Origin of the sequence: Leifsonia sp. Leaf264, from assembly GCF_001422325.1 — a bacterium.
Taxonomy (GTDB): Bacteria; Actinomycetota; Actinomycetes; order Actinomycetales; family Microbacteriaceae; genus Orlajensenia.
Window position 1 is genome coordinate 450,140 of sequence record NZ_LMMR01000007.1, and the last position, 24,279, is coordinate 474,418.

24 protein-coding genes are annotated in these 24,279 nt (G+C 67.9%); 18 read left to right on the top strand and 6 right to left on the bottom strand.

The window, feature by feature from the left end:
• Positions 1-19: 19 nt before the first annotated feature.
• From ASF30_RS17845 to ASF30_RS17860, 4 genes are all read left to right on the top strand, one after another.
• Positions 20-1,225 carry a substrate-binding domain-containing protein gene (locus tag ASF30_RS17845; RefSeq protein ID WP_055909814.1) on the top strand — a complete coding sequence of 402 codons (1,206 nt, stop codon included), beginning with the start codon at positions 20-22 and terminating at the stop codon, positions 1,223-1,225.
• A gap of 81 nt (positions 1,226-1,306) precedes the next feature.
• Positions 1,307-2,176, top strand: coding sequence for a sugar phosphate isomerase/epimerase family protein (locus tag ASF30_RS17850; RefSeq protein WP_055909816.1), 870 nt, complete (start codon positions 1,307-1,309; stop codon positions 2,174-2,176).
• The gene (locus ASF30_RS17855; RefSeq protein WP_055909818.1) at positions 2,173-3,204 is read left to right on the top strand and encodes a sugar phosphate isomerase/epimerase family protein; all 1,032 of its coding nucleotides are present in this window, start codon (positions 2,173-2,175) and stop codon (positions 3,202-3,204) included. The genes ASF30_RS17850 and ASF30_RS17855 overlap by 4 nt, the downstream gene beginning before the upstream one ends.
• A gap of 61 nt (positions 3,205-3,265) precedes the next feature.
• Positions 3,266-3,928 carry a pentapeptide repeat-containing protein gene (locus tag ASF30_RS17860; protein ID WP_055909821.1) on the top strand — a complete coding sequence of 221 codons (663 nt, stop codon included), beginning with the start codon at positions 3,266-3,268 and terminating at the stop codon, positions 3,926-3,928.
• 40 nt (positions 3,929-3,968) lie between these two features.
• Here the strand turns inward: ASF30_RS17860 and ASF30_RS17865 are convergent, their stop codons facing one another.
• Together ASF30_RS17865 and ASF30_RS17870 are read right to left on the bottom strand one after the other, a co-directional pair.
• Positions 3,969-4,637 carry an ABC transporter ATP-binding protein gene (locus ASF30_RS17865; protein WP_055909823.1) on the bottom strand — a complete coding sequence of 223 codons (669 nt, stop codon included), beginning with the start codon at positions 4,635-4,637 and terminating at the stop codon, positions 3,969-3,971.
• A 34-nt stretch (positions 4,638-4,671) separates the two neighbouring features.
• On the bottom strand, positions 4,672-6,189 hold the full coding sequence (locus ASF30_RS17870) for an ABC transporter permease (RefSeq protein WP_055909826.1): 1,518 nt from the start codon (positions 6,187-6,189) through the stop codon (positions 4,672-4,674).
• A gap of 162 nt (positions 6,190-6,351) precedes the next feature.
• On the opposite strand from ASF30_RS17870, the gene ASF30_RS17875 reads away from it, so the two are divergent.
• The 6 genes from ASF30_RS17875 to ASF30_RS17900 all read left to right on the top strand — a co-directional run bounded on the left by ASF30_RS17875 (position 6,352) and on the right by ASF30_RS17900 (position 11,173).
• Positions 6,352-7,110 (top strand): response regulator transcription factor, encoded by a 759-nt coding sequence (locus ASF30_RS17875; protein WP_055909829.1) that lies wholly within the window; start codon positions 6,352-6,354, stop codon positions 7,108-7,110.
• Positions 7,107-8,684, top strand: a complete 1,578-nt coding sequence (locus ASF30_RS17880) for a sensor histidine kinase (protein ID WP_235480383.1) — start codon at positions 7,107-7,109, stop codon at positions 8,682-8,684. The genes ASF30_RS17875 and ASF30_RS17880 overlap by 4 nt, the downstream gene beginning before the upstream one ends.
• A 232-nt stretch (positions 8,685-8,916) precedes the next feature.
• Entirely contained in the window at positions 8,917-9,645 is a 729-nt protein-coding gene (locus ASF30_RS17885) for a hypothetical protein (protein WP_157497485.1), read from the top strand.
• Between the two features lie 3 nt (positions 9,646-9,648).
• On the top strand, positions 9,649-9,966 hold the full coding sequence (locus ASF30_RS17890; protein ID WP_055909835.1) for a hypothetical protein: 318 nt from the start codon (positions 9,649-9,651) through the stop codon (positions 9,964-9,966).
• A 59-nt stretch (positions 9,967-10,025) separates the two neighbouring features.
• Complete coding sequence (locus tag ASF30_RS17895) at positions 10,026-10,721, top strand: hypothetical protein (protein ID WP_055909838.1); 696 nt, start codon at positions 10,026-10,028, stop codon at positions 10,719-10,721.
• Entirely contained in the window at positions 10,718-11,173 is a 456-nt protein-coding gene (locus ASF30_RS17900; protein WP_055909841.1) for a hypothetical protein, read from the top strand. Before ASF30_RS17895 ends, ASF30_RS17900 begins: the two co-directional genes overlap by 4 nt.
• Here the strand turns inward: ASF30_RS17900 and ASF30_RS17905 are convergent, their stop codons facing one another.
• The 3 genes from ASF30_RS17905 to ASF30_RS17915 all read right to left on the bottom strand — a co-directional run bounded on the left by ASF30_RS17905 (position 11,174) and on the right by ASF30_RS17915 (position 13,876).
• Complete coding sequence (locus ASF30_RS17905; RefSeq protein ID WP_055909844.1) at positions 11,174-11,653, bottom strand: MarR family winged helix-turn-helix transcriptional regulator; 480 nt, start codon at positions 11,651-11,653, stop codon at positions 11,174-11,176.
• Positions 11,654-11,724: 71 nt separating this feature from the next.
• Complete coding sequence (locus tag ASF30_RS17910; protein ID WP_055909848.1) at positions 11,725-12,168, bottom strand: MarR family winged helix-turn-helix transcriptional regulator; 444 nt, start codon at positions 12,166-12,168, stop codon at positions 11,725-11,727.
• A gap of 22 nt (positions 12,169-12,190) precedes the next feature.
• Entirely contained in the window at positions 12,191-13,876 is a 1,686-nt protein-coding gene (locus tag ASF30_RS17915; RefSeq protein WP_055910504.1) for an MDR family MFS transporter, read from the bottom strand.
• A 478-nt stretch (positions 13,877-14,354) separates the two neighbouring features.
• Here ASF30_RS17915 and rplJ point away from each other — a divergent pair, with 478 nt between their 5' ends.
• The 4 genes from rplJ (at position 14,355) to ASF30_RS17935 (ending at position 17,208) form a co-directional block, all read left to right on the top strand.
• Complete coding sequence (gene rplJ / locus ASF30_RS17920) at positions 14,355-14,870, top strand: 50S ribosomal protein L10 (RefSeq protein ID WP_055909850.1); 516 nt, start codon at positions 14,355-14,357, stop codon at positions 14,868-14,870.
• A gap of 47 nt (positions 14,871-14,917) precedes the next feature.
• The gene (rplL, locus tag ASF30_RS17925; protein ID WP_055909853.1) at positions 14,918-15,301 is read left to right on the top strand and encodes a 50S ribosomal protein L7/L12; all 384 of its coding nucleotides are present in this window, start codon (positions 14,918-14,920) and stop codon (positions 15,299-15,301) included.
• 144 nt (positions 15,302-15,445) lie between these two features.
• Entirely contained in the window at positions 15,446-15,955 is a 510-nt protein-coding gene (locus ASF30_RS17930) for a MarR family winged helix-turn-helix transcriptional regulator (protein ID WP_055909856.1), read from the top strand.
• Complete coding sequence (locus ASF30_RS17935) at positions 15,952-17,208, top strand: MFS transporter (protein ID WP_055909859.1); 1,257 nt, start codon at positions 15,952-15,954, stop codon at positions 17,206-17,208. Before ASF30_RS17930 ends, ASF30_RS17935 begins: the two co-directional genes overlap by 4 nt.
• A gap of 167 nt (positions 17,209-17,375) precedes the next feature.
• Here the strand turns inward: ASF30_RS17935 and ASF30_RS17940 are convergent, their stop codons facing one another.
• Positions 17,376-18,407, bottom strand: coding sequence for a LacI family DNA-binding transcriptional regulator (locus ASF30_RS17940; protein ID WP_055910507.1), 1,032 nt, complete (start codon positions 18,405-18,407; stop codon positions 17,376-17,378).
• A 304-nt stretch (positions 18,408-18,711) separates the two neighbouring features.
• Between ASF30_RS17940 and ASF30_RS17945 the strand changes: the two genes are divergently transcribed.
• The 4 genes from ASF30_RS17945 (at position 18,712) to ASF30_RS17960 (ending at position 24,139) form a co-directional block, all read left to right on the top strand.
• Entirely contained in the window at positions 18,712-20,022 is a 1,311-nt protein-coding gene (locus ASF30_RS17945; protein WP_442914981.1) for an ABC transporter substrate-binding protein, read from the top strand.
• Positions 20,023-20,116: 94 nt separating this feature from the next.
• Positions 20,117-21,088 (top strand): carbohydrate ABC transporter permease, encoded by a 972-nt coding sequence (locus ASF30_RS17950; protein WP_055909865.1) that lies wholly within the window; start codon positions 20,117-20,119, stop codon positions 21,086-21,088.
• On the top strand, positions 21,085-22,071 hold the full coding sequence (locus ASF30_RS17955; RefSeq protein ID WP_055909868.1) for a carbohydrate ABC transporter permease: 987 nt from the start codon (positions 21,085-21,087) through the stop codon (positions 22,069-22,071). The genes ASF30_RS17950 and ASF30_RS17955 overlap by 4 nt, the downstream gene beginning before the upstream one ends.
• Positions 22,072-22,228: 157 nt before the next feature.
• Positions 22,229-24,139, top strand: coding sequence for an ABC transporter ATP-binding protein (locus tag ASF30_RS17960; RefSeq protein WP_082468027.1), 1,911 nt, complete (start codon positions 22,229-22,231; stop codon positions 24,137-24,139).
• Positions 24,140-24,279: the final 140 nt, after the last annotated feature.

A 24,279-nucleotide genomic window follows, 5' to 3' on the forward strand; every position in this document is an offset into this window, starting at 1 on the left:
ACAACCAAGGAGGTTTGTGATGCGACGAATGCATGTGGCATCCGCCATGGTCGGAGCGCTCGCGCTGCTGACACTGGCCGGATGCACGACCGATCCCAGCGTGACCGCCCCGTCGGACGACGCCGCGGCCACGGAGGAGGCCGAGGTCGAGTGGTTCGACCAGGCGCTGTTCGACAAGCAGGACGCGGAGCGGGGCGTCGTTCCCGAGGGTCCTGACGGCAAGCCCTATCTGCAGTACATCAACGCCGAGATGGTCGACACCGGCGAGTTCGCGAGTGAGGGGGCGAAGAAGGGATGCTTCGCGAACGCCTCGATCTCGAACCCGTGGCGTCAGACCGGCTGGATCACCATGAACGAGCAGCTCAAGGTGCTGCAGGATGCCGGCGCCATCAGCGAGCTGGAGACGCGCGACGCGCAGGACAGCGACGACACCCAGATCGCCGACATCGACTACTTCATCAACGAGGCGAACTGCGACTTCTTCGTCATCTCGCCGAACAGCACGGCGGCAATGACTCCGGCGGTCGAGCGCGCCTGCGACACCGGGAAGCCCGTCATCGTGTTCGACCGCGGCGTGCAAACCGACTGCCCCGTCACGTTCATCCACCCGATCGGCGGATTCGCCTGGGGCATCGACTCGGCGAACTTCCTGATCGACAACCTCTCCGAGGGCGACAAGGTCGTTGCGCTTCGCATCCTCCCGGGTGTCGACGTGCTCGAGCAGCGCTGGGCCGCAGCCGAGAAGCTGTTCGGTGAAGCCGGCATCGACGCCGTCGACTACTTCACCGGCGCCGACCCGGTGGAGATCAAGAAGATCATCTCCGACGAACTCGCCAAGGGTGATGTGAAGGGCGTGTGGATGGATGCCGGCGACGGCGCCGTCGCAGCGATCGAGGCGTTCGAGGACGCCGGGGTCGACTACCCGGTCATGACCGGAGAGGACGAGCTGAGCTTCCTGCGCAAGTGGAAGGACACCGGCCTCACCGGACTCGGAACCGTGTACTCGAACTTCCAGTGGCGCACGCCGCTGCTCGCCGCGCAGAAGATCTTCGCGGGCGAGGAGGTCCCGAAGGAGTGGGTGCTCCCGCAGAGCCCCGTGACCAGCGACGACCTCGACGAGTACCTCAAGGCCAACGAGGGCATGCCCGACGGTCACTACGCCAAGTTCGGCGGAGAGGACCTGCCCGGCTACCCGACGGTCTGGCAGGAGCGCCAGATCCCGTAACCGGTACGCTGCCGACTGGCGGGGCTCACTCGAGCCTCGCCAGTCGCCATGCAGGGCCGCAGTGTGCGAGAGGAGACACGGATGCGCCGCACCATCGGCGTCAACACCTGGGTCTGGACCAGCCCGCTCGACGATGCCTCGCTCGCGGCGCTCGCCGCCAAGGCCGCCCGGATGGGGTTCGGTGCGATCGAACTCCCCGTCGAATCGGCGGGGGACTGGTCGCCGGAACGCGCTCGGGACGTGCTCGCCGAGCACGGGCTGGCGCCGATCGTGGTCGGCGCCATGGGCCCGGGCCGCAACCTCGTGGCCGCACCGGCATCCGAGGTCGTGGCCACGCAGAACTACCTCGTGCACTGCATCGGCGTCGCCGAGGCCATCGGCGCCACCGTCGTCGCCGGTCCGTTCTACGCCGCCACCGGACGCACCTGGCGCATGTCCGACGCCGACAGGGCCGAGCACTACGCAGAACTGCGGGCGGCCCTCACTCCCGTGGTGCACCGGGCCGAGCGGGGCGGCATCAGTCTCGCCGTCGAACCGCTCAACCGCTACGAGACCAGCCTCGTGAACACCGTCGACCAGGCACTGGATGCCCTCGGCCCGCTGCTGGGCCGCGGGCTCGGGCTCGCGCTGGACAGCTACCACCTCAACATCGAGGAGAAGGACATCGGCGACGCCATCCGCGCCGCCGGTCCCCACATCGCCCACGTGCAGGTCTGCGGCAACGACCGCGGTGCCGTCGGCGACGACCACATCGACTGGCCGGCCTTCCTCGACGCTCTCGACGACGCCGGCTACACCGGGCCGCTCGGGCTCGAGAGCTTCACGGGAGAGAACGCCACCATCGCCGTCGCCGCCTCGGTCTGGCGACCGCTCGCCATCACGCAGGACGCGCTCGCGGCCGACTCGTTGAGCTACCTCACCGCACTGCAGGACGACAGGGAGAGACCATGACAGAGTCCGCATCCGGGAATCGAACCGGCCACCCCGTCACGTTGTTCACTGGCCAGTGGGCCGACCTTTCGTTCGAGGAGGTGGCGCGGCTGGCGAGCGGATGGGGCTACGACGGCCTCGAGATCGCCTGCTCCGGTGACCATCTCGACCTGAAGCGCGCCGAGGAGGAGCCGGGCTACCTCGACGAGCGCCGCGCGATCCTCGACAGGTATGGCCTGCAGGTGTTCGCGATCTCGAACCACCTCACCGGCCAGGCCGTCTGCGACGACCCGATCGACTTCAGGCACGAGGCCATCGTGCGCGACTACACATGGGGCGACGGCGATGCCGAGGGTGTGCGGCAGCGTGCGGCCGAGGACATGAAGCGGTCGGCGCGCGTTGCGAGGCTGCTCGGCGTCGACACGGTGGTCGGCTTCACCGGGTCGAGCATCTGGCCGTACCTGGCGATGTTCCCGCCGGTGCCTGCCTCCGTCATCGACGCCGGCTTCGAGGACTTCGCGGCCCGCTGGAACCCGATCCTCGACGTCTTCGACGCCGAGGGTGTGAGGTTCGCGCACGAGGTGCATCCGAGCGAGATCGCCTACGACTACTGGAGCTCGGTGCACGCCCTCGAGGCCATCGACCGCAGGCCGGCCTTCGGCTTCAACTGGGACCCGTCGCACATGATGTGGCAGAACATCGATCCGGTCGGCTTCATCTGGGACTTCCAGGACCGCATCTACCACGTCGACTGCAAGGACACGCGGATGCGGCCGCACAACGGACGCGCCGGCGTACTGGGCTCCCACCTGCCGTGGGGCGACCCGCGCCGCGGCTGGGACTTCGTGTCGACGGGGCACGGGGACGTGCCGTGGGAGGACTCGTTCCGGGCACTGGACGCCGTCGGCTACACCGGACCGATCTCGATCGAGTGGGAGGACGCCGGCATGGACCGGCTGCACGGAGCGCCGGAAGCGCTCGCCTACATCCGCTCGCTCCTGTGGGAGCGTCCGTCGACGTCGTTCGACGCCGCCTTCTCGAACCAGTAGGGCCGGGCGCGCCTCCGCTCCGCAGCGAGCGGACGAACAGCGTGGAAGAGTTGACCCCACCATGGCACCGACCCCTCGCACCCTCGCCCCGCGTATCGACCGCATCCGCCTTCCCGAGCTCATCGACGCCGACGTCGACTCCCTCGAACCGCACGACAGCCGCGATGCCGAGAGCTTCGCCGGCGTCGACCTGGTCGGCCGCGATCTCCAGGGGACGACCTTCAGCGAGTGCGCCTTCGTCGACGTCTCCGCTCACGAGGCCGACCTGCGCTCGGCGACTTTCCTCGACACCGTGATCGAACGCCTCAACGCCCCGATCCTGAGCGCAGCCCGGTCGCGATTCCGCGACGTGAGCCTGGACTCCTCACGCCTGGGGTCGGCGGAGTTCTACGACGCCTCCTGGCAGTCGGTTCACATCGCGAACTGCAAGCTCGGCTTCGTGAACCTGCGTGGCGCGCATCTGAAGGACGTGCTGTTCACCGACTGCACGATCGACGAGCTCGACCTCGGGGGAGTGAAGGCCGACCGCGTCTCCTTCGCCGGAACGCGCATCGGCACCATCGACCTCACCCATGCCGAGCTGAAGAACGTCGACCTGCGCGCTGTCGACCTGCGCCGTATCGTCGGGCTGCCGGGCCTCAAGGGCGCGACGCTGACCTCGGAGCAGGTCGCCGAGCTGGCCGCGCTCTTCGCGGACCAGCTCGGCATCACCGTCGAGGACTGAGCGGCTCCGAGGGGCGAATCCCCTCGATCGGAGGCCGGAGTCAGACCTCGCGCACGGCACCCTGCTTGATGTGCAGCCTGCGCTCCGCCCGTCGCGCGACGGCCGAATCGTGGGTGACCACGATGAGAGTGAGCCCGCGATCGCGCCACAGGCCCTCGAGCAGATCCATGATCTCGTCGCGGGTCTCCTCGTCGAGGTTGCCCGTCGGCTCGTCGGCGAGGAGCACCTCCGGCTCCTTCACGAGGGCCCGCGCGATGGCGACGCGCTGCTGCTGTCCGCCGGACAACTCGTTCGGCAGGTGGGTGCCGCGGTCGGCGAGCCCCACCGAGGCGAGGGCATCCGCCGCCCGCTGCGACCGCTCGGCACCCGATACGCCGAGCGGCTCGAGCGCCGTCTCGACGTTCTGCTGCGCCGTGAGGGTCGGGATGAGGTTGAAGCCCTGGAAGACGAAGCCGATCTCCTTGGCGCGCACGCGGGCGAGCCTGCCGTCAGACATCGTCGAGATGTCGTGGTCGCTGAGGGAGATCGTCCCGCCCGATGGCCTGTCGAGGCCGCCGAGCATCTGCAGCAGGGTCGACTTGCCGCCGCCTGTCGGTCCCTGGATGGCCACCATCTGGCCGGAGCCGATGGTGAGGTTCACGCCCTTGAGCGCGTGCACTGTGCGCTTGCCCTGCGTGTAGGTCTTGCTGACGTTGCTGAGGGTGTACATGGTCCTGGCCTTTTCGATTGGAGACGGATGCGGGTCAGCCGACGCTGCGGAGGGCCTCGGCGGGGCGCAACCTGGCCGCGCGCCAGCCGCCGAACGCACCGGCGAGGAGTCCGCCGAGCACGGCCAGTCCGACCGCGATGGCGATCACCGAGAGGGTGAGCGGGGCGTTCAGGGCGATGTCGGTCGTGGCCTGGGCCGCGGCGGCCATCGGGCCGCCGAAGCTGCGTCCGCCTCCGGCCGCGGCGCCGCCGGGACCGCCACCGGCGCCACCGGTTCCGGCCGCCGCGAGGCCGCCGGTCGAGGCGCTGCCCGAGAGGGTCGGGGCGATGATGTTGATTATGGTGATGCCCAGCACACCGATGACGACGCCGAGGGCACCGCCGATGAGGCCCTGCACGAGCGATTCGCCGGCGACCTGGCCGACGATGCGGGGGTTCGACCAGCCGATCGCCTTGAGGGTTCCGAACTCGCGGGTGCGACGGGTGACGCCGGAGATCGTGAACAGGATCGCGATCAGGAACGCGGCGATCAGCACGGCCACCGACAGCCAGAGGCCGAGGTTGGCCACGAGGTCGGATGCTGTTCCCAGCGAGCCCGAGACGCTCGACGCGAGGTCCTCCTGGGTCGAGACGGTGGCATCCGGGAGTGCCTTCTCGATGTCGGCCTGGACCTGCGCGATGTCGGTCGACGACGCGGCCTGCACGTAGATGGTGGAGATGTTGCCGTCCTCGCCCGACAGGGTCTGCGCCACGTCGAGCGGGATGTAGACGTTCGAGGCGCTGGCCGCGTCGGCCGAGTTCGAGGTGACGGTCCCGACGACCTCGAAGTCGGTGCCGCCCACGTCGATCGTGTCGCCCACGGCGATCTCGGCGCTGGTGGCGTAGTCGGCGTCGAGCACGGCAACGTCCTTGCCGGCGTCGTCGGGGGCGAGAGTGCGGCCATCGGCGAGGGTCACGGCCGAGAGCGGGCCGATGGCGTCGGCGGTCGGGTCGAGGCCGAGCACGGTGAAGCTGTCGACGTCGAAGGCGCTTCCGCCTGCGCCGTCCGGGCCGCCCTGCGGGGGCGCAGCACCCTGGTCGGTGGGGGCGCTGTCGGTCTGGTCGCCGCCGTCCTGGGCGAACTGCGGCATCTCGCCGTTGAAGGTGGTGTTGGTGAGGGCGAGGGTTCCGGATGCCGCAGCCACGTTGTCGATGCCCGTCACTGTGTGGAGCGCTGTGGCCGCGAAGGTGGTGGAGCCGAACCCCGCCGACAATCGCGACTGGCTCACCGAGGTGGTGCCGTCGTCGCTCGTCGTTCCGTCGCCGGCCCCGAACTGGAACCTGCCGCGATCGCCCTGCTCGCCGTCGGCCGGCGGGGTGGGGGTCTGGCTCACGGTGATGTCGGTGCCGACGCCGTAGACCGACTCGAGCACGGACGCCTGGGCCGACTTCACGCCGGCCGCGACCGAATTGACGATGATGACGAGCGCGATGGCGAGCGCCATGCCGATCGCGATGATGGCGGTCTGGCGGCGCCGTCCGGCCAGCTCACGCCGGAGATAGGTGAAAAACATGCTGCTCCTTCAGGTGGATGCCCCGAAGCTACGAGCCGCTTCTATCGCCGCCCTATGGCCAGGCTGTGGAGACACTATGGAGCGCGGACCGACCGAACTCACAGCCACGACACCGACGGCTCATAGACGGCTCATAGGCCGGCGCGGATACTGGAGAGCACCATGACGACTGAATCGACCGACCAGGCCCCCGTCCGCCAGCTCGCCGGCGGCATCCGTCGCGCCGATGGCACCCCCGTGCGAGTGCTCGTCGTCGACGACGAGTCGACCCTCACCGACCTGCTGCAGATGGCGCTGCGCTACGAAGGCTGGGACGTGCGCACCGCCGCCGACGGTCGCACGGCCGTCGCCGCCGCCCGCGAGTTCCGCCCCGATGCCGTCGTCCTCGACATCATGCTGCCCGACATCGACGGCCTGCAGGTGCTGGCCCGCATCCGCGAGGACCGCCCCGAGGCGCCGGTGCTGTTCCTCACGGCCAAGGACTCGCTCGACGACAGGCTCAAGGGCCTCACGGCCGGCGGAGACGACTACGTCACGAAGCCGTTCAGCCTCGAGGAAGTCGTGGCGCGACTGCGCGGACTCGTGCGGCGCTCGACCCTCACGACGGCCGCGGCGTCCGACCCCGTCATCGAGATCGGCGACCTCACCCTCAACGAGGACAGCCACGAGGTCAGCCGCGGCGGCGAGCTCATCGAGCTCACGGCCACGGAGTTCGAGCTTCTCCGCTTCCTCATGCGCAACCCGCGCCGCGTGCTCAGCAAGTCGCAGATCCTCGATCGGGTCTGGAGCTACGACTTCGGCGGCCGTTCCAGCGTCGTCGAGATCTACATCTCCTACCTGCGCAAGAAGATCGACGCCGGCCGCGAGCCGATGATCCACACAGTGCGCGGGGCCGGTTACCTCATCAAGCAAGCCGTATGAGCGATCCGAGGCCGCAGCGTGTCGCGGGCGTGACGGCGTTCACGCGCGAGACCACGGCGGCGACCCCGGACGCTGCACCGGCTCCGGATGCCGCCACGCGTCCGCGTGCTCCCATGACGCTGGTGCGGCGCCTGCTCATCACCGTCATCGCCGTTCTCGCCGTGGTCAGCACCGTCATCGGCCTGGTCAGCGTGCTCGTGCTGCAGGCGTCGTTGATGAACCGGGTCGACACCCAGCTGGCCAACACCACGAAGCGCGGCTACGTCGCGGCCGACATCCCGCAGGGTCAGAACGGCGGCGGCCTGCCCGACTTCAACAGGCTTCCGGATGCCGGGACCATTCTCAGCGCGCCGAGCCAGGCCGAGGGAACCGTCGCCGTGGTGTCGCAGGACGGCGTCGTGCAGACTGCCGGGCTACTCGACACCGACGGAGACATCACCCGGATCACCGTGGAGCAAGGTGACGCCCTCGCCGCCGTGCCGGCCGACCGGCAACCGCACACCATCGCCTTGAGCGAGCCGCTCGGCGAGTACAGGGCCATCGCCGTCGCCGACCAGGACGGCCGCAAGGTCGTCATCGGGCTCCCGCTCGCCAGCGTGAACGCGACCATCACCCAGCTCGCCGTCACCATCGCCATCGTGGCCGTCATCGGCATCCTCGTGGTGGCGTTCCTCGGCGCCCGCATCGTGCGCATAGCACTGCGCCCACTCACCCGCGTCACGCAGACAGCCCAGCGGGTGGCCCAGCTGCCGCTCGACCGCGGCGAGGTCGCCCTGGGCGAGCGGGTTCCCGACGCCGACGCCGACGAGCGCACCGAGGTCGGGCAGGTGGGAGCCGCGCTCAACACGATGCTCGATCACGTCGGCGCCGCCCTCGAGGCCCGCCAGGAGTCTGAGCAGAAGGTGCGCCGCTTCGTGGCCGACGCCAGCCACGAGCTGCGCACGCCGCTCGCCTCCATCCGCGGTTACTCCGAGCTCACCAGGCGCTCCGGCCAGGAGGTACCGCCCGACACGGCGCACGCGCTCGCACGCATCGAGAGCGAGTCCGTGCGCATGACGGGCCTCGTCGAGGACCTGCTGCTGCTCGCCAGGCTCGACGAGGGCCGCGAGCTCGCCCACGACCCCGTCGACCTCACGAGCATCATCATCGACGCCATCGGCGACGCCCACGTCTCGGGGCCCGATCACGACTGGGAGGTCGACCTGCCCGAGGAGCCCGTCGTGGTCGACGGCGACGCCCCGCGCCTGCACCAGGTGGTGGTGAACCTGCTCGCGAACGCCCGCGTGCACACGCCGGCCGGTACGAGGGTGCTCGCCCGGTTGGCTGACGACGGCGACTCGGTGTCGATCACCGTGATTGATGACGGCCCGGGCATCGACCCGGCCATCACCGGAACTCTGTTCGAGCGGTTCGCCCGTGGCGACGCATCGCGCACCCGTGCGACCGGAAGCACCGGCCTCGGCCTCGCCATCGTGCAGGCCGTCGTCGAGGCCCACGGCGGAACCGTTTCGGTCGCCAGCGAGCCCGGCGACACCGTCTTCACCGTGACCATCCCGCGCGCCGTCTCCCGCTGACTGCCGTCCCTCTCCCGCTGATCGAGTAGCCCGCGAGCGCAGCGAGCAGGCACCCCTCCCGCTGATCGAGTAGCCCGCGAGCGCAGCGAGCAGGCGTATCGAGATCACCGTCCCGCGCGCCGAACCCTCCCCGAACCGACCGCGCTGTGAAAGGATGACGGAGGCTGAGGGGGCGTCAGCTGCATGGGTGACCGCTCCCGTCGGCCATCCGTTGCAGCTTGACGAGGAGCCCATGAACGACGCCGACCGCATCCTCGACTTCCGCGACGAGCTCGACCGCGATGCGCGGGCCCATGCCGCTGCTCCGACGATGTCGACGGCATCCGACTCCTCCGGATCTGTGGGCGTCGCCTTCGACTCCGACGCCCGAGTTCTCTCGGTGGTGGTCCGTGATGGCTGGCTGGCCACCCACGCCCCGTCGGAGCTCGGCCCAGTCATCGTCGACCTCGTCGTGCAGCTCGCGGCCGAGCGTGCACGCCAGTGGGGCGAGACCGTCGCCGAAGACGAGACCGCACGCGTGGCTACTCCACTCCCTCCCCAGAGCGAGAGCCCGGGGGCGCTGCTCCAGTCCGCGCTCGTCGACGCCGGTGACTCCCTCGACGTGGCAGCCATGCTCGGGCGGATGATGACGATGCTCGAGGAGGTGAATGCCGGGATGGACTCCGCGATGCAGATCGTCACCACACGGCTGAGCACGTCCCATGTCGCCACCAGCGCCGGGGGTCATGCACGTGCGACAGTCGACGGATCGGGTGCCGTCACTGCGCTCCAGCTCGACGAGCCCTGGTTGCGCGCCGAGTCGCCCGCCGACATCACGCGAGAGATCAACCAGGCGATCGCAATTGCGGCCGCCGCAGGCGCGGCGCCGACCAACCCGTTCGTGGGCACCCCACTCGAGCGCTACGGCGCTCTGCTCGACGACCCGTCGGCACTCAGCAGGATCTTCCTCGGAAAGGACTGAAGCATGGCCGATCGCATCAGCGTCGCCTACGACGCCCTCACGAACGACGCCCGGCGCTGGGATGGCGTCGCAGCACGGTTGGATCAGGCGAAAGCCAGCGTGGCGAACCTCGACCTCGGCCGAGGAGAGTTCTCCTTCGCAGCGATGGATGTGGCCGACGAGTACGCGCGCCTCCGCGCCCTGGTGGTCCGACTCCTCGAAGACGGTGCCACCCAGACCCGCGGCGCTGCCTCGGCCCTTCGCGAGATCCGCGAGGACTTCGAGGGCACTGATGCCGCCATCCAGGCGTCCTTGGCCGAGCTCTGGGAGCCGGCGGACTGACCCATCGCCGTCCACCGACATCGAACACGCACACGCACACGCACACGAGAGGACATCCGATGGATCCAGCACAGGAAGTCAGCGAGATGATCGCGAAGCTCCAGGGGAAGGTCGAGGAGCTCACCCGCATCGTGAATTCCACGCTCGCGAAGGTGCCCGATGTCCTCTCCTGGGTCGTCGACAGGCTGATCGAGGGCTGGAACACCCTCATGGCCAAGCTCGGCGAGTTCTGGGACTGGTTCACCGACAAGCTGTCCTACGTCGGAGACCCCTTTGGGCTGAACGCGGCGGCCGTATCGTGGCGTGAAGACGTCGGGGGCGTGGTGGCGAACCTCGTTCGCGACATCGACGACAGTGATCTGCTCGTCGACGACCGGTGGCAGGGCGACGGCGCCGACCAGTACCGGCAGGCGGTCGATCCGCAGCGCGAAGCGCTCGGCTCCATCAGCACCGACTTCGCCAGCAACATCTCCTCGGCACTGTCGGCGTTGGCGCTCGCCATCGCGTCGTTCTGGGGGGCGGTGTTGCTGGCCATCGTGTCGGTGATCGCGGGCTTCGTGTTCGCCACGGGCGCCGCGGCCACGGTGTTCGGTCTTCCGATCGCCCCTCCGGCCGCGCTCGCCGGCCTCGCCGGAGGGCTCGCCTCGCTTGCCGTCGGCATGTCGATCCTCTACGCGACCGCGGGGACGGTGCGTGGAACCCTGGCCGGAGCGGCCTCAGGCGTGCAGACCTGGCCGCAGTTCGTCACCGCATGAGCGCGCGCGTCTGGACCTCCGACCCCGTCAAGCTCGCGAAGCGGCGAGGCATCGGCGGCATGATGATCGGCGGGATCCTCCTCGTCCTCGGTGCCGGCACGGCACCACTCTGGAGCGCCTCATCGACCCTCGCCGTCTTCGGCATCGCGTCGCTCGCCCTTGCGGTACTCGTGTTCGTGCTGAGCGCCATCGCCTTGAGCATTGCGCGTCGCTATCCCGCTGTCAGGCACCTCGGCGGGCCGAACGACCTCGCCACGGTCCTGGTGCTCGTCGTCGGAATCCTCGGCGTCGTCCTCGCGGTGCTGAGCCTCATCGCACAGCCGTTCGAGTATTTCCTCGCCAGTGGGTTGCTGATCGTGATGATCGCGGTCTTGGCCGGATCCGTCGTGCTGCTGGCCGGGGCCAACCGCACCGCCATCCGGAGCGAGGATGCGACGGGCCCGCGGCCGTAGTCAGGCGCTGAGGCGCCCCAGCAATTCAGCGAACTTGCGGATGTCGTCCTCAGGCCAGGTGCGCAGAAGCTCGTAGAAGCGCGCCTGGTTGGTGCGACGGATCGCCGTGACCTTGGCGATGGCGAGCGGAGTGGCCACCAGCACCCGGGCGCGCCCGTCGGTCTCGTCGGCCGTGCTCTCGACGAGCCCGAGCTGCTCCATCAATCGCACCTGGCGGCTGATGACGCTCTTGTCTGTGTGCAGCTGCTCGGCGAGGACCCCGGCGTGGGCCGGGCCCTGCCGAACGAGGTGCCCGAGGATCTTGTAGCCGGCGGGCTGGAGTTCCGGATGCACGCTCGCGGCGTAGTCGCGCCAGTTCGAGCGCACCCTGTTGAAGAGAGCGCTCAGCTGCCCCTCGACATCGGCGATGGCCTGATCGCTCGCCGCATCCTGATCGGCGGTGTCGAGGTCGGCCGTCGCCGGGTCGTGGTCGTCGCTCATGGGCGCAATCCTATTCAGGTCGGCATCGTCGTCGACCGTAGCGGGGAAGAAGTCTGTGGTGTCGGCGGGGCTCATGCGCCCAGGCGTCCGATCATCGCGGCGAAGCGCGAGATGTCGTCCTGCGGCCATTGCCGCAGCTGCTCGCGGAACAGCTCGGTGTTGCTCGAGTGGGCGCACTCGACCCGGGATCTGGCCTCCGGCGTCGCCGCCAGCACGCGGATGCGGCCGTCAGCCGCATCCGCGCGGGACTCGACGAGTCCCTTGTCCTGCAGCCAGCGCACCTGCCTGCTCATCACGCTCTTGTCCGTGGCGAGCATCTCGGCGAGGGCGCCGTTGGTCGTCGGACCGAGGCGCACGAGGGCCGACAGGATCTTGTAGCCGGCCGGCTGCAGCTCGGGGTGCACGCAGGCCGCGTAGTCGCGCCAGGTGGCGCCGGCCCGCGCGAACAGCACGGCCATCGCATCCTCGACCTCCACGATGGCGGAGTCGATGGGGGCGATGGCCGTGCTGCTCATGGTGCGTGCCTCGGTGTCGGCGCTACGAGCGGCTGTCGACGGATGCCGTCGAGCCCGTGTGAGTGCCGACGGGGTGAGCCTCGCCCACGGCGGGCAGTCCTGCCGTCGCGGCGGAGACCTCGATCAGCACGTCCTCGGCGTTCTCGATCTCGCGCTCGCGCTCCTCCTCGGCGTCGACGGCGGAGCCGCCCTTCTTGGCCAGGTCGATCGCGTTCATCGTGCCGAGCTTGTTGTTCGGCAGGAAGGCGACGGCGATGACCGTGATGACGGCCAGCGGCACCGCGAGGAGGAAGATCGTGCCGACGGCGGAGCCGTAGGCCGATTCCACGAGCACGCGGATGGCGTCGGGGAGGTCGGCGACGTGAGGGATCACACCGCTGCCGAGGGCCTTCGCGGCCGCCATCTGGTTCTCGGGGGAGAGGGTCTTGATGCCGTCCTTGATGTGGTCGGCCACGAGGGTGCCCATGATCGATCCGAGGATCGAGACGCCCATGGTGCCGCCGAGGCTGCGGAAGAAGGTCACAGCGCTGGTGGCCACGCCGAGGTTCTTCACCTCGGTGGTGTTCTGCACGACGAGGGTGAGGTTCTGCATGACCATGCCGACGCCGGAGCCCAGGATGAACATCGAGACACCGACGAACCAGAAGTTCGTGTCGTAGTGGATCGTGCTGAGCAGCGCGAGGCCGACGACGGCGAGGGAGGACCCCGTCACCATGATGGCCTTCCACTTGCCGGTGCGGCTGACGATGTTCCCGAAGAACGCCGAGGACAGCAGCAGTCCGCCCATCATGGGGATCGTGAGCAGGCCCGACTGGGTCGGGGTCGCGCCGCGGGCCAGCTGCATGTACTGGCTGAGGAACACCGAGGTGCCGAACATGGCCACACCGATCGAGATGCTCGCGATGACCGAGAGCGTGAAGGTGCGGTTCTTGAACAGCTGGAGCGGGATGATCGGCTCCTTCACCTTGAACTCGGTGATGACGGCTGCGATCAGGAGCGCGGCTGCGCCGGCCACCATGGCGAAGGAGGTCGCGGATGCCCACTCGAACTGCGAGCCGGCCAGGCTGACCCAGATGAGGAGGAGCGAGACGCCACCGGCGATCAGGATGGCGCCGAGGTAGTCGATCTTCACGGCGCGCTTGACGATCTTGGGCAGGTGCAGGGTCATCTGCAGCAGGATGATCGCGACGATTGCGATGGGCAGCGCGAGGAAGAAGTTCCAGCGCCAGCCGAACGCGTCGGTCACGACACCGCCGAGCAGCGGGCCGCCGACCATGCCGACGGCCATGACGCCGCCGAAGAGACCGGCGTACTTGCCGCGCTCACGCGGGGAGATGATGTCGGCCATGATGATCTGGCTGAGCGCTCCGAGGCCACCGGCACCGAGGCCCTGCATGACACGGAAGACGATCAGCGTCGTGGTGTCCTGCGAGAACCCGGCGAAGGCCGAGCCGAGGACGAAGATGACGAGCGCGATCTGGATGAGCAGCTTGCGGCTGAACAGGTCGGCGAGCTTGCCCCAGATGGGCGTCGAGACCGTGGTCGCGAGCAGCGTCGCGGTGACGACCCAGGTGAACGACGACTGGTCGCCCTTGAGGTCGGAGATGATGAGCGGCAGCGACGAGCTGACGACCGTCGACGCGAGGATCGACACGAACATGCCGAGGATGAGGCCGGAGAGGGCCTCGAGCACCTGGCGGTGGGTCATGCCGTTCTCGGCTGTTGTGGACTTGGCGGACGACGTCGGTTCGACGGCGGACTCCGCTGCGCTGGTGCGCGATGAGCGTGACAAGAGGACTCCTGATTTTGATTGACTGCGGTCAACTATAACCATCTAGATGACTTTGGTCAACTATTGCCTTCGGTCAACTATTCCCACGCGATTCCCTCACGCGTCCGCGCGAATCGTTCACACGCCCGTGGCCGGCCTCGATTTGGCATCCCACTCCGCATCGGTTAGCCTGTACGGAGCCAAAGACCGCCGGTCATCGGTGTGCGTAGAGATACGGATGCTGATCGAAGCCTTGCGAAAGCAAGAACCTGCGCAGGTGTATCGAACTTTTCACGGGTTTCCCGTTTTCAGCTCCGTGCGCCAAGCGCCGGAGCTTTTCTCTTTCCCAGGCCCGGCCGGTCGAGGCGCACACCGCTCCCGTGGTGTGCGACGAAAGACATCAGAGGAGTACGCCATGGCGAACAAGGAAGCCACGGTCGCCGAGCTCACGGAAGCATTCCAGAGCTCGACCGCCGTTCTGCTGACCGAGTACCGCGGCCTCACCGTTGCAAAGCTCAAGGAGCTGCGCACCAACATCCGTGAGGACGCCACGTACGCCGTGGTGAAGAACACGCTCACCAAGATCGCGGCGAACAACGCCGGCATCACGTCGTTCGACGACGAGCTCGCCGGTCCGTCCGCGATCGCATTCGTGCACGGCGACCCCGTCGCCGTCGCGAAGGCTCTGCGTACCTTCACCAAGGCAAACCCTCTCCTCGTGGTGAAGGGCGGCTATTTCGATGGCAAGCCCCTGACCGCTGAAGAGGTGGGCAAGCTCGCCGACCTCGAGTCCCGTGAGGTGCTGCTTGCGAAGCTCGCAGGCGCCTTCAAGGCCTCGCTGTTCGGTGCCGCATATCTGTTCAACGCCCCGCTGTCGAAGGCCGTTCGCACGGTCGACGCGCTGCGTGAGAAGCAGGAGTCCGCAGCGTAGGTCTTCCTACGACGCGGTGAGTTACTAAGAAACCAAGGAGAAATATCATGGCAAAGCTGTCAACTGAAGAGCTGCTCGAGCAGTTCAAGGGCCTCACCCTCATCGAGCTCTCCGAGTTCGTCAAGGCATTCGAGGAGACCTTCGAGGTCACCGCCGCTGCTCCGGTCGCTGTCGCTGCCGCTGCCGGCCCCGCCGCCGCCGCTGAAGAGGTCGAGGAGAAGGACTCCTTCGACGTCGTCCTCGAGGCTGCTGGTGAGAAGAAGATCCAGGTCATCAAGGTCGTCCGCGAGCTCACCTCGCTCGGCCTCGGCGAGGCCAAGGCCGTCGTCGATGGCGCTCCCAAGGCTGTCATCGAAGGCGCCAACAAGGAGACCGCCGAGAAGGCAAAGGCTGCTCTCGAAGAGGCCGGCGCCACCGTCACCCTCAAGTAATCCGGGCCCCTCGGGGCACCAGATCTTGGCGTGAACGAACGCTGAAAGGGCGTCACCCCTCAGGGGTGGCGCCCTTTTCGTCGTCCACAGACGGAAGGATAGCCCGGCTATGAATAATGCATAGCCTTGCTATATACTTGGGGGATGCCAGAAACCGTCGTTCTCGACGCCACGCGCGCCAGTACCATCAGCCAGATTCTCGTCGAGGTCGTCAGTGCCTCGAACCGCCTCACCCGAGTCGCCGCCCGCCGCACCGGCAACACGGAGTCGCCAGCGCTGCTCCGCACCCTCAGCACGCTCCGAGCGTCGGGGCCCATGCGCATCGGCGAGCTCGCCGTCGAGAGCCGGGTCGCGCAGCCCACCATGACGAAGCTCGTCCGCACCCTGGTCGAGCGCGAGTGGGTTCGTCGCATCGCCGACACTGCCGACGCCCGGGCCTGGCAGATCGCCGTCACCAGGAAGGGCGAGCGCGCCCTCGACGAATGGCGGGAAGCCATGGGAACAGCTCTCCTCCCCGTCTTCGCCGACCTGAGCGACGAGGAGGCCGACGTCCTGGCCCGCGCCGCCGCCATCCTGCACGCCCGCATCGCCGGCGAGATCGGGAACGCGGCATCCGTCGCCGCTCCGGCAGCCACCGAGGCGGCGGCCCGATGAGCCACGGAACAACGGCCGGGACCGGGTCGATCCTCAAGCAGCCGAAGGCCGTGTGGGCCGTCGCTTTCGCCTGCGTCGTCGCCTTCATGGGCATCGGCCTGGTCGACCCGATCCTCCCGGCGATCGCCGCCGACCTTCAGGCCAGCCCCACCGAGACCGAGTTCCTGTTCACCAGCTACCTGGTGATCACGGGCATCGCGATGTTCTTCACCAGCTGGGTGTCGAGCCGCATCGGCGCCAAGAAGACCCTCCTCATCGGCCTGGCCGTGATCGTCGTCTTCGCCGCCGCGGCAGGCCTCTCCGGCGACGTCGAGTCGATCATCGGCTTCCGCGCCGGCTGGGGCCTCGGCAACGCGCTGTTCATCTCCACTGCCCTCGCGACCATCGTGGGAGCGGCATCCGGAGGCACGTCGTCGGCCATCATCCTGTACGAGGCCGCCCTCGGTCTCGGCCTGGCGATCGGCCCACTCGTCGGCGGAGTGCTCGGCAGCTGGAGCTGGCGTGGCCCGTTCTTCGGCACCGCCGTGCTCATGGCCGTCGGCTTCATCGCCATCTCCACGCTGCTGCGCAGCACGGCCGGCGACGAGAAGCCCGTGCCGACGAGGTTCTCCGCGCCGTTCCGCGCCCTCGGCCGCCCGGCGCTGGCCGTGCTCGCCACGACGGCGGTGTTCTACAACTTCGGCTTCTTCGTGCTGCTGGCCTACACGCCGTTCGCCCTCGTGCCGCTCGGAATCTCGAGTGCCATCTCGCTCGGCTTCGTGTTCTTCGGCTGGGGCGTCGCCGTGGCGGTCTCCTCGGTCTGGATCGCGCCGATTCTCACGGCACGGATGCGGCGCACCCGCGTGACCTGGACGATCCTGCCGTTGCTCGCCATCGACCTCGTCGCGATCGCCCTCCTCATCCACTCCGTCGTCGGCATCGTCGTGTTCGTCGTCATCGGCGGACTGTTGCTCGGCATCATGAACACAGTGCTCACCGAGAGCGTCATGGAGGCGACGGACCTGCCGCGCTCCGTCGCGTCGAGCGCCTACTCGGGCGTGCGCTTCCTCGGGGGAGCTGTCGCGCCTCCGGTCGCGGCGTGGCTCGCCCTGAACATCGCCGAGCCGGCCCCGTTCATCGCCGGCGCCATCGCCTTCATCGTGGCCACTCTGGTCATGATCGTCGGACGCGGAGCCCTCGCAGCATCCGACGGCCGAGCCGAGGTCGACGAGGCCGAGCAGGCCGAGGCCGTGCTGGTGGGCGACGCGGCGTAGCCCGCAGACGTCTCCGGCTCAGCCGACGTCTCCGGCTCAGCCGACGCTGACGCCGACGCCGAGACCGCAGTTCGCGCGGGTCCTCATCATCGAGACCGGAGTTCCTGCGGGTGTGCCACGCTGCGCACCCACAGGGACTCCGGTCTCGGCGTGTGAGCCCCGCTCGGTCAGCGACCGGCGACGGGCACGGGCACCGCGGCCGTCGTGGAGCTGCGCACCACCAGCCGCGACGGCAGGATGGTCTCGCCGCCGGGCTGCTCCGCCGCATCCGTTTCCAGCAGCCGCAGGACGGCGGCGACAGCCAGTCGACCCTGCTCCCGCGGTGCCTGTACGACAGTGGTGAGGCCGAACATCGCCGCGTACTCGTGATCGTCGATGCCCGTGATCGAGAGGTCGCGCGGCACGTCGACGCCGAGGCGCTGCGCGGCCAGGATGGTGCCGAAGGCCACCTCGTCGCAGGCGGCGAAGATGGCCGTCGGGCGATGGCGTGGGTCGCCGAGCACCTGCAGGGCGACGGCATAGCCGCCCGGCATGCTGAGCTCGGTCGGCCAGAACGTGTCTGTCGTCGGCAGCCCGGCCGCCTGCATCGCGAGCTCGAAGCCGCGCAGCCTCTTGCCGTGCACGGAGAAGTCCATCTGCTGCGCCTGATTGCCGCCGATGTGCGCGATGCGGGTGTGCCCGAGACTGAGCAGGTGCTCGGTGGCCAGACGGGACGCTGCCACGTCGTCGATCGCGATGGTCGTGGCGTGGGCGATCGGGCCACCGATGCCGACGACGGGCTTGCCGAACCTGTGCAGGCGTTCCACCTCGTCGAGAGACAGCTCGACGCCGACGGCGATGACGGCGTCCACGCGCTTGCGCGCCAGGAAGAACTCGAAGATCTGGCTGCGCTGGGCCAGGTCGCTGGTCACGTTGTAGAGGGTCAGGTCGTAGCCCGCGGCGAGCAACTCGCGTTCGACGCCCTCCAGGACCTCGCCGAAGAACCAGCGGTTCACGAACGGGATGATCACCCCGATGTTCTTCGTGCGTCCTGTCACCAGGCTCGCGGCGTTGGGGGAGGCGATGTAGCCGAGTTCGGATGCAGCACCCTGCACGCGCAGGCGGGTCTCATCGGCGACGTACCCCCGCCCGCTGAGCGCGCGGGACGCCGTGGCCTTCGAGACCCCGGCCAGGCGTGCCACATCGGCGATGGCGCTCATCTGCCTCACTTCCTCGGTCGGCATGACTGGAGCCGATCATAGCGTTCGAGGCGCTTTTCTGGAACCGATCTCAGGCGCGTTCTCCGTGCGTTCGCATGCACGGGAGCGGCGCATGCAAACGCTCTCTCGCCCGTTTCCCGCGCATCCGTCGAAGGAGATCGATTCGTGATCCCACAACCTTGTGCCTCGGGCGGGCGACGCGCTACCGTGGCGTCTGGAACCGGTTCCCCAGTTCTCCCTGCACACATACTCAATGAGGAGATGAGAAATGAGACTCACGCGGCATCGCCGTCTGTTGATTCCCATGGCCGCAGCAGCCGTCGTCGGACTGGCTCTCACCGGTTGTACCGGTGACGAGGCCGCCGGCAACAAGGCCGACACCGATTGCAGCCCCTACGAGTCGTACGGAAGCTTCGATTCGGGCACTGAAGTCAGTGTCTACGGCACGATCAGCGACACGGAAGCAGACCTTCTGAACGAGTCCTGGAAGGACTTCGAGACCTGCACCGGCATCGACGTGAAGTACGAGCCGAGCAAGGAATTCGAGACGCAGATCAACGTGCGCGCCCAGGGCGGAAACCCGCCCGACATCGCGATCTTCCCCCAGCCCGGACTGTTCGCAGCCCAGGTCGATGGCGGATACATCAAGAAGCCGGCTCAGGCCGTCGTCGACAACGCCAAGAAGTTCTGGTCGGAGGACTGGCAGAAGTACGGCACCGTCAAGGACGAGATCTGGGGCGCGCCGCTGATGGCGAGCGTCAAGGGCTACGTCTGGTACTCGCCGACCATGTTCTCCGACAACGGCTGGAAGGTGCCGACCACTCTCGACGAGCTCGCCACCCTTACCAAGGACATCGCGAGCTCCGGCAAGGTCGACAAGCCCTGGTGCGTCGGCTTCGCGTCCGGTGACGCGACCGGATGGCCGGGCACCGACTGGGTGGAGGACTTCGTGCTCCGCGAGTCGGGCCCCGACGTCTACGACCAGTGGGTGACCAACGACGTCAAGTTCACCGACCCGCAGATCCAGCAGGCGTTCGATGACGTCGGCTCCTACATCCGCGAGCCTGCGAACGTCAACGGCGGCCTGGGCGGCGTCGACTCGATCGCGACGACGGAGTTCGGCGACGCCGGCCTCCCGATCCTCGACGGCACCTGCGCCCTGCACCACCAGGCGACGTTCTACGAGGGCTTCTGGCCCAAGGGAACGACCGTCGCTGAAGACGGCGACGTCTGGGCGTTCCTGCTTCCCGGTACCGAGGCTGGAGCCAACGCCGTCACCGGTGGTGGCGAGATCGTGGGCAAGTACCGCGACGCCAAGGAGGTCGATGCACTGCAGACGTACCTCTCGAGCGACACGTGGGCGAACAACCGCGTCAAGCTCGGCGGCGTGATCAGCGCCAACAACGGCCTCGACCCCGAGAACGCCTCCAGCGAACTGCTGAAGACGGCCGTCGCGACGCTGCAGGATCCCAAGACGACCTTCCGCTTCGACGCCTCGGACCTCATGCCGGGCGCCGTGGGAGCCGGGTCGTTCTGGAAGGGCATGGTCGACTGGATCGGTGGCAAGTCCACCGCAGACACGACGAAGTTCATTCAGGACAGCTGGCCGCAGTAGTCGTCAGACTCCTGTTGCAATAACATCTGAGTCAGTGGGGCCGCGCGGCCAGCCGCGCGGCCCCGCTGCACCTCAAAGAAGAGGAGACCCGTACATGACGACCTCCGATCTCATCGGAAAGATCATCCAGCTGGTCGGTGGTATCGCGATCTTCGCAGCCGTCGTCGGATTGATCCTGTTCTTCATCGACAAGGCGCCCAAGCGCGGTCGCGACGTACTGCAGCTCATCGCGTTCCTCGCCCCGGCCGTGATCCTGCTGGGCATCGGGCTGGTCTATCCGGCCATCCGCACCGCTGGCGCGGCGTTCGCCGACAAGACCGGCCAGTTCGTGGGCCTCGACAACTTCGTCTGGATGTTCACCCAGCCCGAGGCTCTCGTCACCCTCCGCAACACCATCATCTGGGTCATCCTGGTACCCACGGTCTCGACGGTCATCGGCCTGGCCTACGCCAACTTCATCGACCGCTCCCGTGGCGAGAAGATCTACAAGTCACTCATCTTCATGCCATTCGCCATCTCCTTCGTCGGCGCCGGCATCATCTGGAAGTTCGTCTACGAGTACCGCCCGGAGGGCCGCGACCAGATCGGCCTCCTCAACCAGATCCTCGTCTGGTTCGGCCAGGAGCCCGTGCTCTGGTTGCAGACGGCCCCTCTGAACACGATCCTGCTCATCATCGTCATGATCTGGGTGCAGACCGGCTTCGCGGTGGTCGTGCTCTCCGCGTCCATCAAGGGCATACCGGCCGAGCAGCTCGAGGCGGCCGAGCTCGATGGAACGAATGGCTGGCAGCGCTTCACGAACGTCGTGCTCCCCGGCATCCGCGGTGCCCTCGTCGTCGTCGTGACCACCATCTCCATCGCCACCCTCAAGGTCTTCGACATCGTGCGCACCATGACCGGCGGAAACTTCGAGACCAGCGTCGTGGCCAACGAGATGTACACGCAGGCGTTCCGCGCCCTCGAGCCCGGCCGCGGCTCGGCTCTCGCCCTCATCCTGTTCGTGCTGGTGCTGCCCATCGTGGTCTACAACGTCCGCGTGCTCCGTAAGCAGAAGGAGATCCGATGACCTACACACCGGTCGAAATCCCCCTCGACGACGAGACCAAGAAGGAATTCCAGCGCGGCTTCAACGCCGACGGTTCGAAGGCCAAGCGCGTCAAGAAGCGCCTCACGTCGCGCACCGCGACAGTAGTGTCGCTCGTCATCGCCGTGATCTGGATCATCCCCACGTTCGGCCTGTTCATCTCGTCGTTCCGGCCCGAGGAGCTCATCAAGACCACCGGCTGGTGGACGATCTTCCAGAACCCGGGCTTCACGCTGGACAACTACAAGGAGGTGCTGTTCTCGGCGTCGTCCTCGTCGCCGCAGCTCGGCGCCTACTTCGTCAACTCGCTCGCCATCACCATCCCCGTGGTGGTCTTCGCGACTGTGCTCGCCGCGATGGCCGCCTACGCCTTGGCCTGGATCCCGTTCAAGGGCGCCGGCTGGATCTTCATCATCATCTTCGCGCTCCAGATCGTGCCGCTGCAGATGGCGCTCATTCCGCTGCTGCAGATGTTCACGACGTGGATCCTGCCGATCCAGCGCTGGGTGCACGACATCATTCCGATCATCCCGGAGCAGTCGTACGTGCAGGTCTGGATCGCGCACACCATCTTCGGCCTGCCGCTGGCGATCTTCCTGCTGCACAACTTCATCTCGGAGATCCCGGGCGAGCTCATCGAGGCTGCACGCGTCGATGGCGCCAACCATGGCCAGATCTTCCTCCGGATCATCCTGCCGCTGTCGGTGCCGATCCTCGCGTCGTTCGCCATCTTCCAGTTCCTCTGGGTGTGGAACGACCTGCTGGTGGCCCTCGTGTTCTCCGGCGGAACTCCGGATGTCGCTCCTCTGACCCAACGATTGGCCGAGCTCACAGGCAACAGAGGGCAGGAGTGGCAACGCCTCACCGCCGCGGCCTTCATCTCGCTCGTGGTGCCGCTCATCGTCTTCTTCAGCCTGCAGCGCTACTTCGTGCGCGGACTGCTGGCCGGTTCCACGAAGGGCTAGCGGCTCCGCATTGCAGGATGAGAGCCGACTCGGGCGCGATATGCGGCTGAGTCGGCTCTTATCCTGCAACCGTCCTCCGTCGGTGCCGGCGGTCGCCGCCGGCGGCCGGTGCGAGCTCGGCAACGGATGCCGCCGCCGGCGCGCCTAGGCTGAATCCATGAGCATGGGCGGCGGGATGCGTGGCGGTTCCAGGCGCGCCGGCGACGGCGGCACGGCGAGCAGTGCTCCCCGTCACGGGCCCGTCGACATCCAGGCGCAGAAGGCGGCGAACGCCGACGCCCCGCGCATCCCGCACCTCGGCCACCGCATCATGGCGCTGTTCGCACCGCACCGGATGGCGCTGATCCTCACGGCGTCGCTCGTGCTCATCACGGCGGCTCTCGCCGTGGTGCCCCCGCTGCTCACGCAGCGCGCCTTCGACGAGGGGCTGTTCCCCCCGAGCGGCATCCCGAACCTGCCCGTCCTGGGCAGGATCGTGGCCGTCATGATCGCCATCTACATCGTGAGCTCGCTGCTCGGCGTCTGGCAGAGCTACCTCACCGCCACGGTCGGCAACAAGGTTATGGGCGACCTCAGGGTGCGCATGTTCGGCCACCTGCAGTCGATGGAGCTCGGCTTCTTCACCCGCACGAAGACGGGCATCATCCAGTCGCGCCTGCAGAACGACGTCGGCGGCGTGGCCAACGTGCTCACCAACACGGTGTCGAGCGTGCTCGGCAACACCGTCACGGTGATCTCGGCGCTGGTGGCGATGCTGCTGCTCGACTGGAAGCTCACCGTGGTCGCCGTCGTGCTGATGCCGTTCATGGTGATCGCGCAGCGCCGGGTCGGCCAGGTGCGCGCGCGCATCGCCGGGAAGACGCAGGAGTCGCTGTCAGAGATGACGGCCATCACGCAGGAGACCCTCAGCGTCTCCGGCATCCTGCTGTCGAAGAGCTTCGCCAGGCAGCAGGCCGAGACCGAGCGCTACACCCAGGAGAATCGCAACCAGATCTCGCTGCAGGTGCGCCAGTCGATGAGCGGCCAGTGGTTCTTCGCGCTCGTCAGCGTGTTCCTCTCCAGCATCCCGGCGATCGTCTACCTGCTCGCCGGCGTGCTCGCCGCCAACGGTTCCGACACCATCACTGCCGGCACCATCGTGGCTTTCACGACAGTGCAGTCGCGCCTGATGTTCCCGCTCATCGGCCTCATGAGGGTCGCCCTCGACCTGCAGACCTCCGGCGCCCTGTTCGCCCGCATCTTCGAGTACCTCGACCTCGAACCGGCCATCACCGACGCACCAGACGCCCGCGCCGTGCCGCGGGACGACTCGCTCGGCCGGGTCGAGTTCGATCACGTGTCGTTCTCGTATCCGGATGACGCCGGCCTGGCGCATCCGACCCTCGACGACGTCTCGTTCACCATCGAGCGGGGCCAGTTCGCCGCCTTCGTCGGTCCGAGCGGTGCCGGGAAGACCACGGTCTCCTACCTGGTTCCGCGCCTCTACGACGTGAGCGCCGGCGCCGTCAGGTTCTCGGGCGTCGACGTGCGGGAGCTCTCGCAGTCCTCCCTCGTCGATCACATCGGCATCGTCAGCCAGGAGACGTACCTCTTCCACGCGACCATCGCCGAGAACCTGCGCTACGCCAAGCCCGAGGCGACGGATGCCGAACTCGAGGCAGCGGCCAGAGCCGCCAACATCCACGCCACCATCGACAGCTTCCCCGACGGCTACGCGACAGTGGTGGGGGAGCGCGGCTACAGGCTCTCGGGCGGAGAGAAGCAGCGCATCGCCATCGCGCGGGTGCTGCTGAAGGACCCGGAGGTGCTCGTGCTCGACGAGGCAACGAGCGCCCTCGACACCATCTCCGAGCGCGTGGTGCAGGCCGCCATCGACGGTGCCGCGCGGGGCCGCACCACCATCGCCATCGCCCACAGGCTCTCCACCGTCATCGACGCCGACGTGATCTTCGTCGTCGAGGCCGGGCGCATCGTCGAGAGTGGAACCCACGCCGAACTCCTCGCCGCCGGCGGCACCTACGCCGAGCTCTACTCGCAGCAGGCGACGGCGCCGATCGACGTCGACTGAGACGCCGGCGCTGCAGATTCTTCGGCGCGCGCCCGGGATTCCGAGCGCGCGCCGAAGGAACGACCGCGCTGTGGGCGAATCGGCCCGGCCCGGCGTATCCGTCATTCGTTAGAGTGAGGGGGTGAACCTCTCCTGCTCGT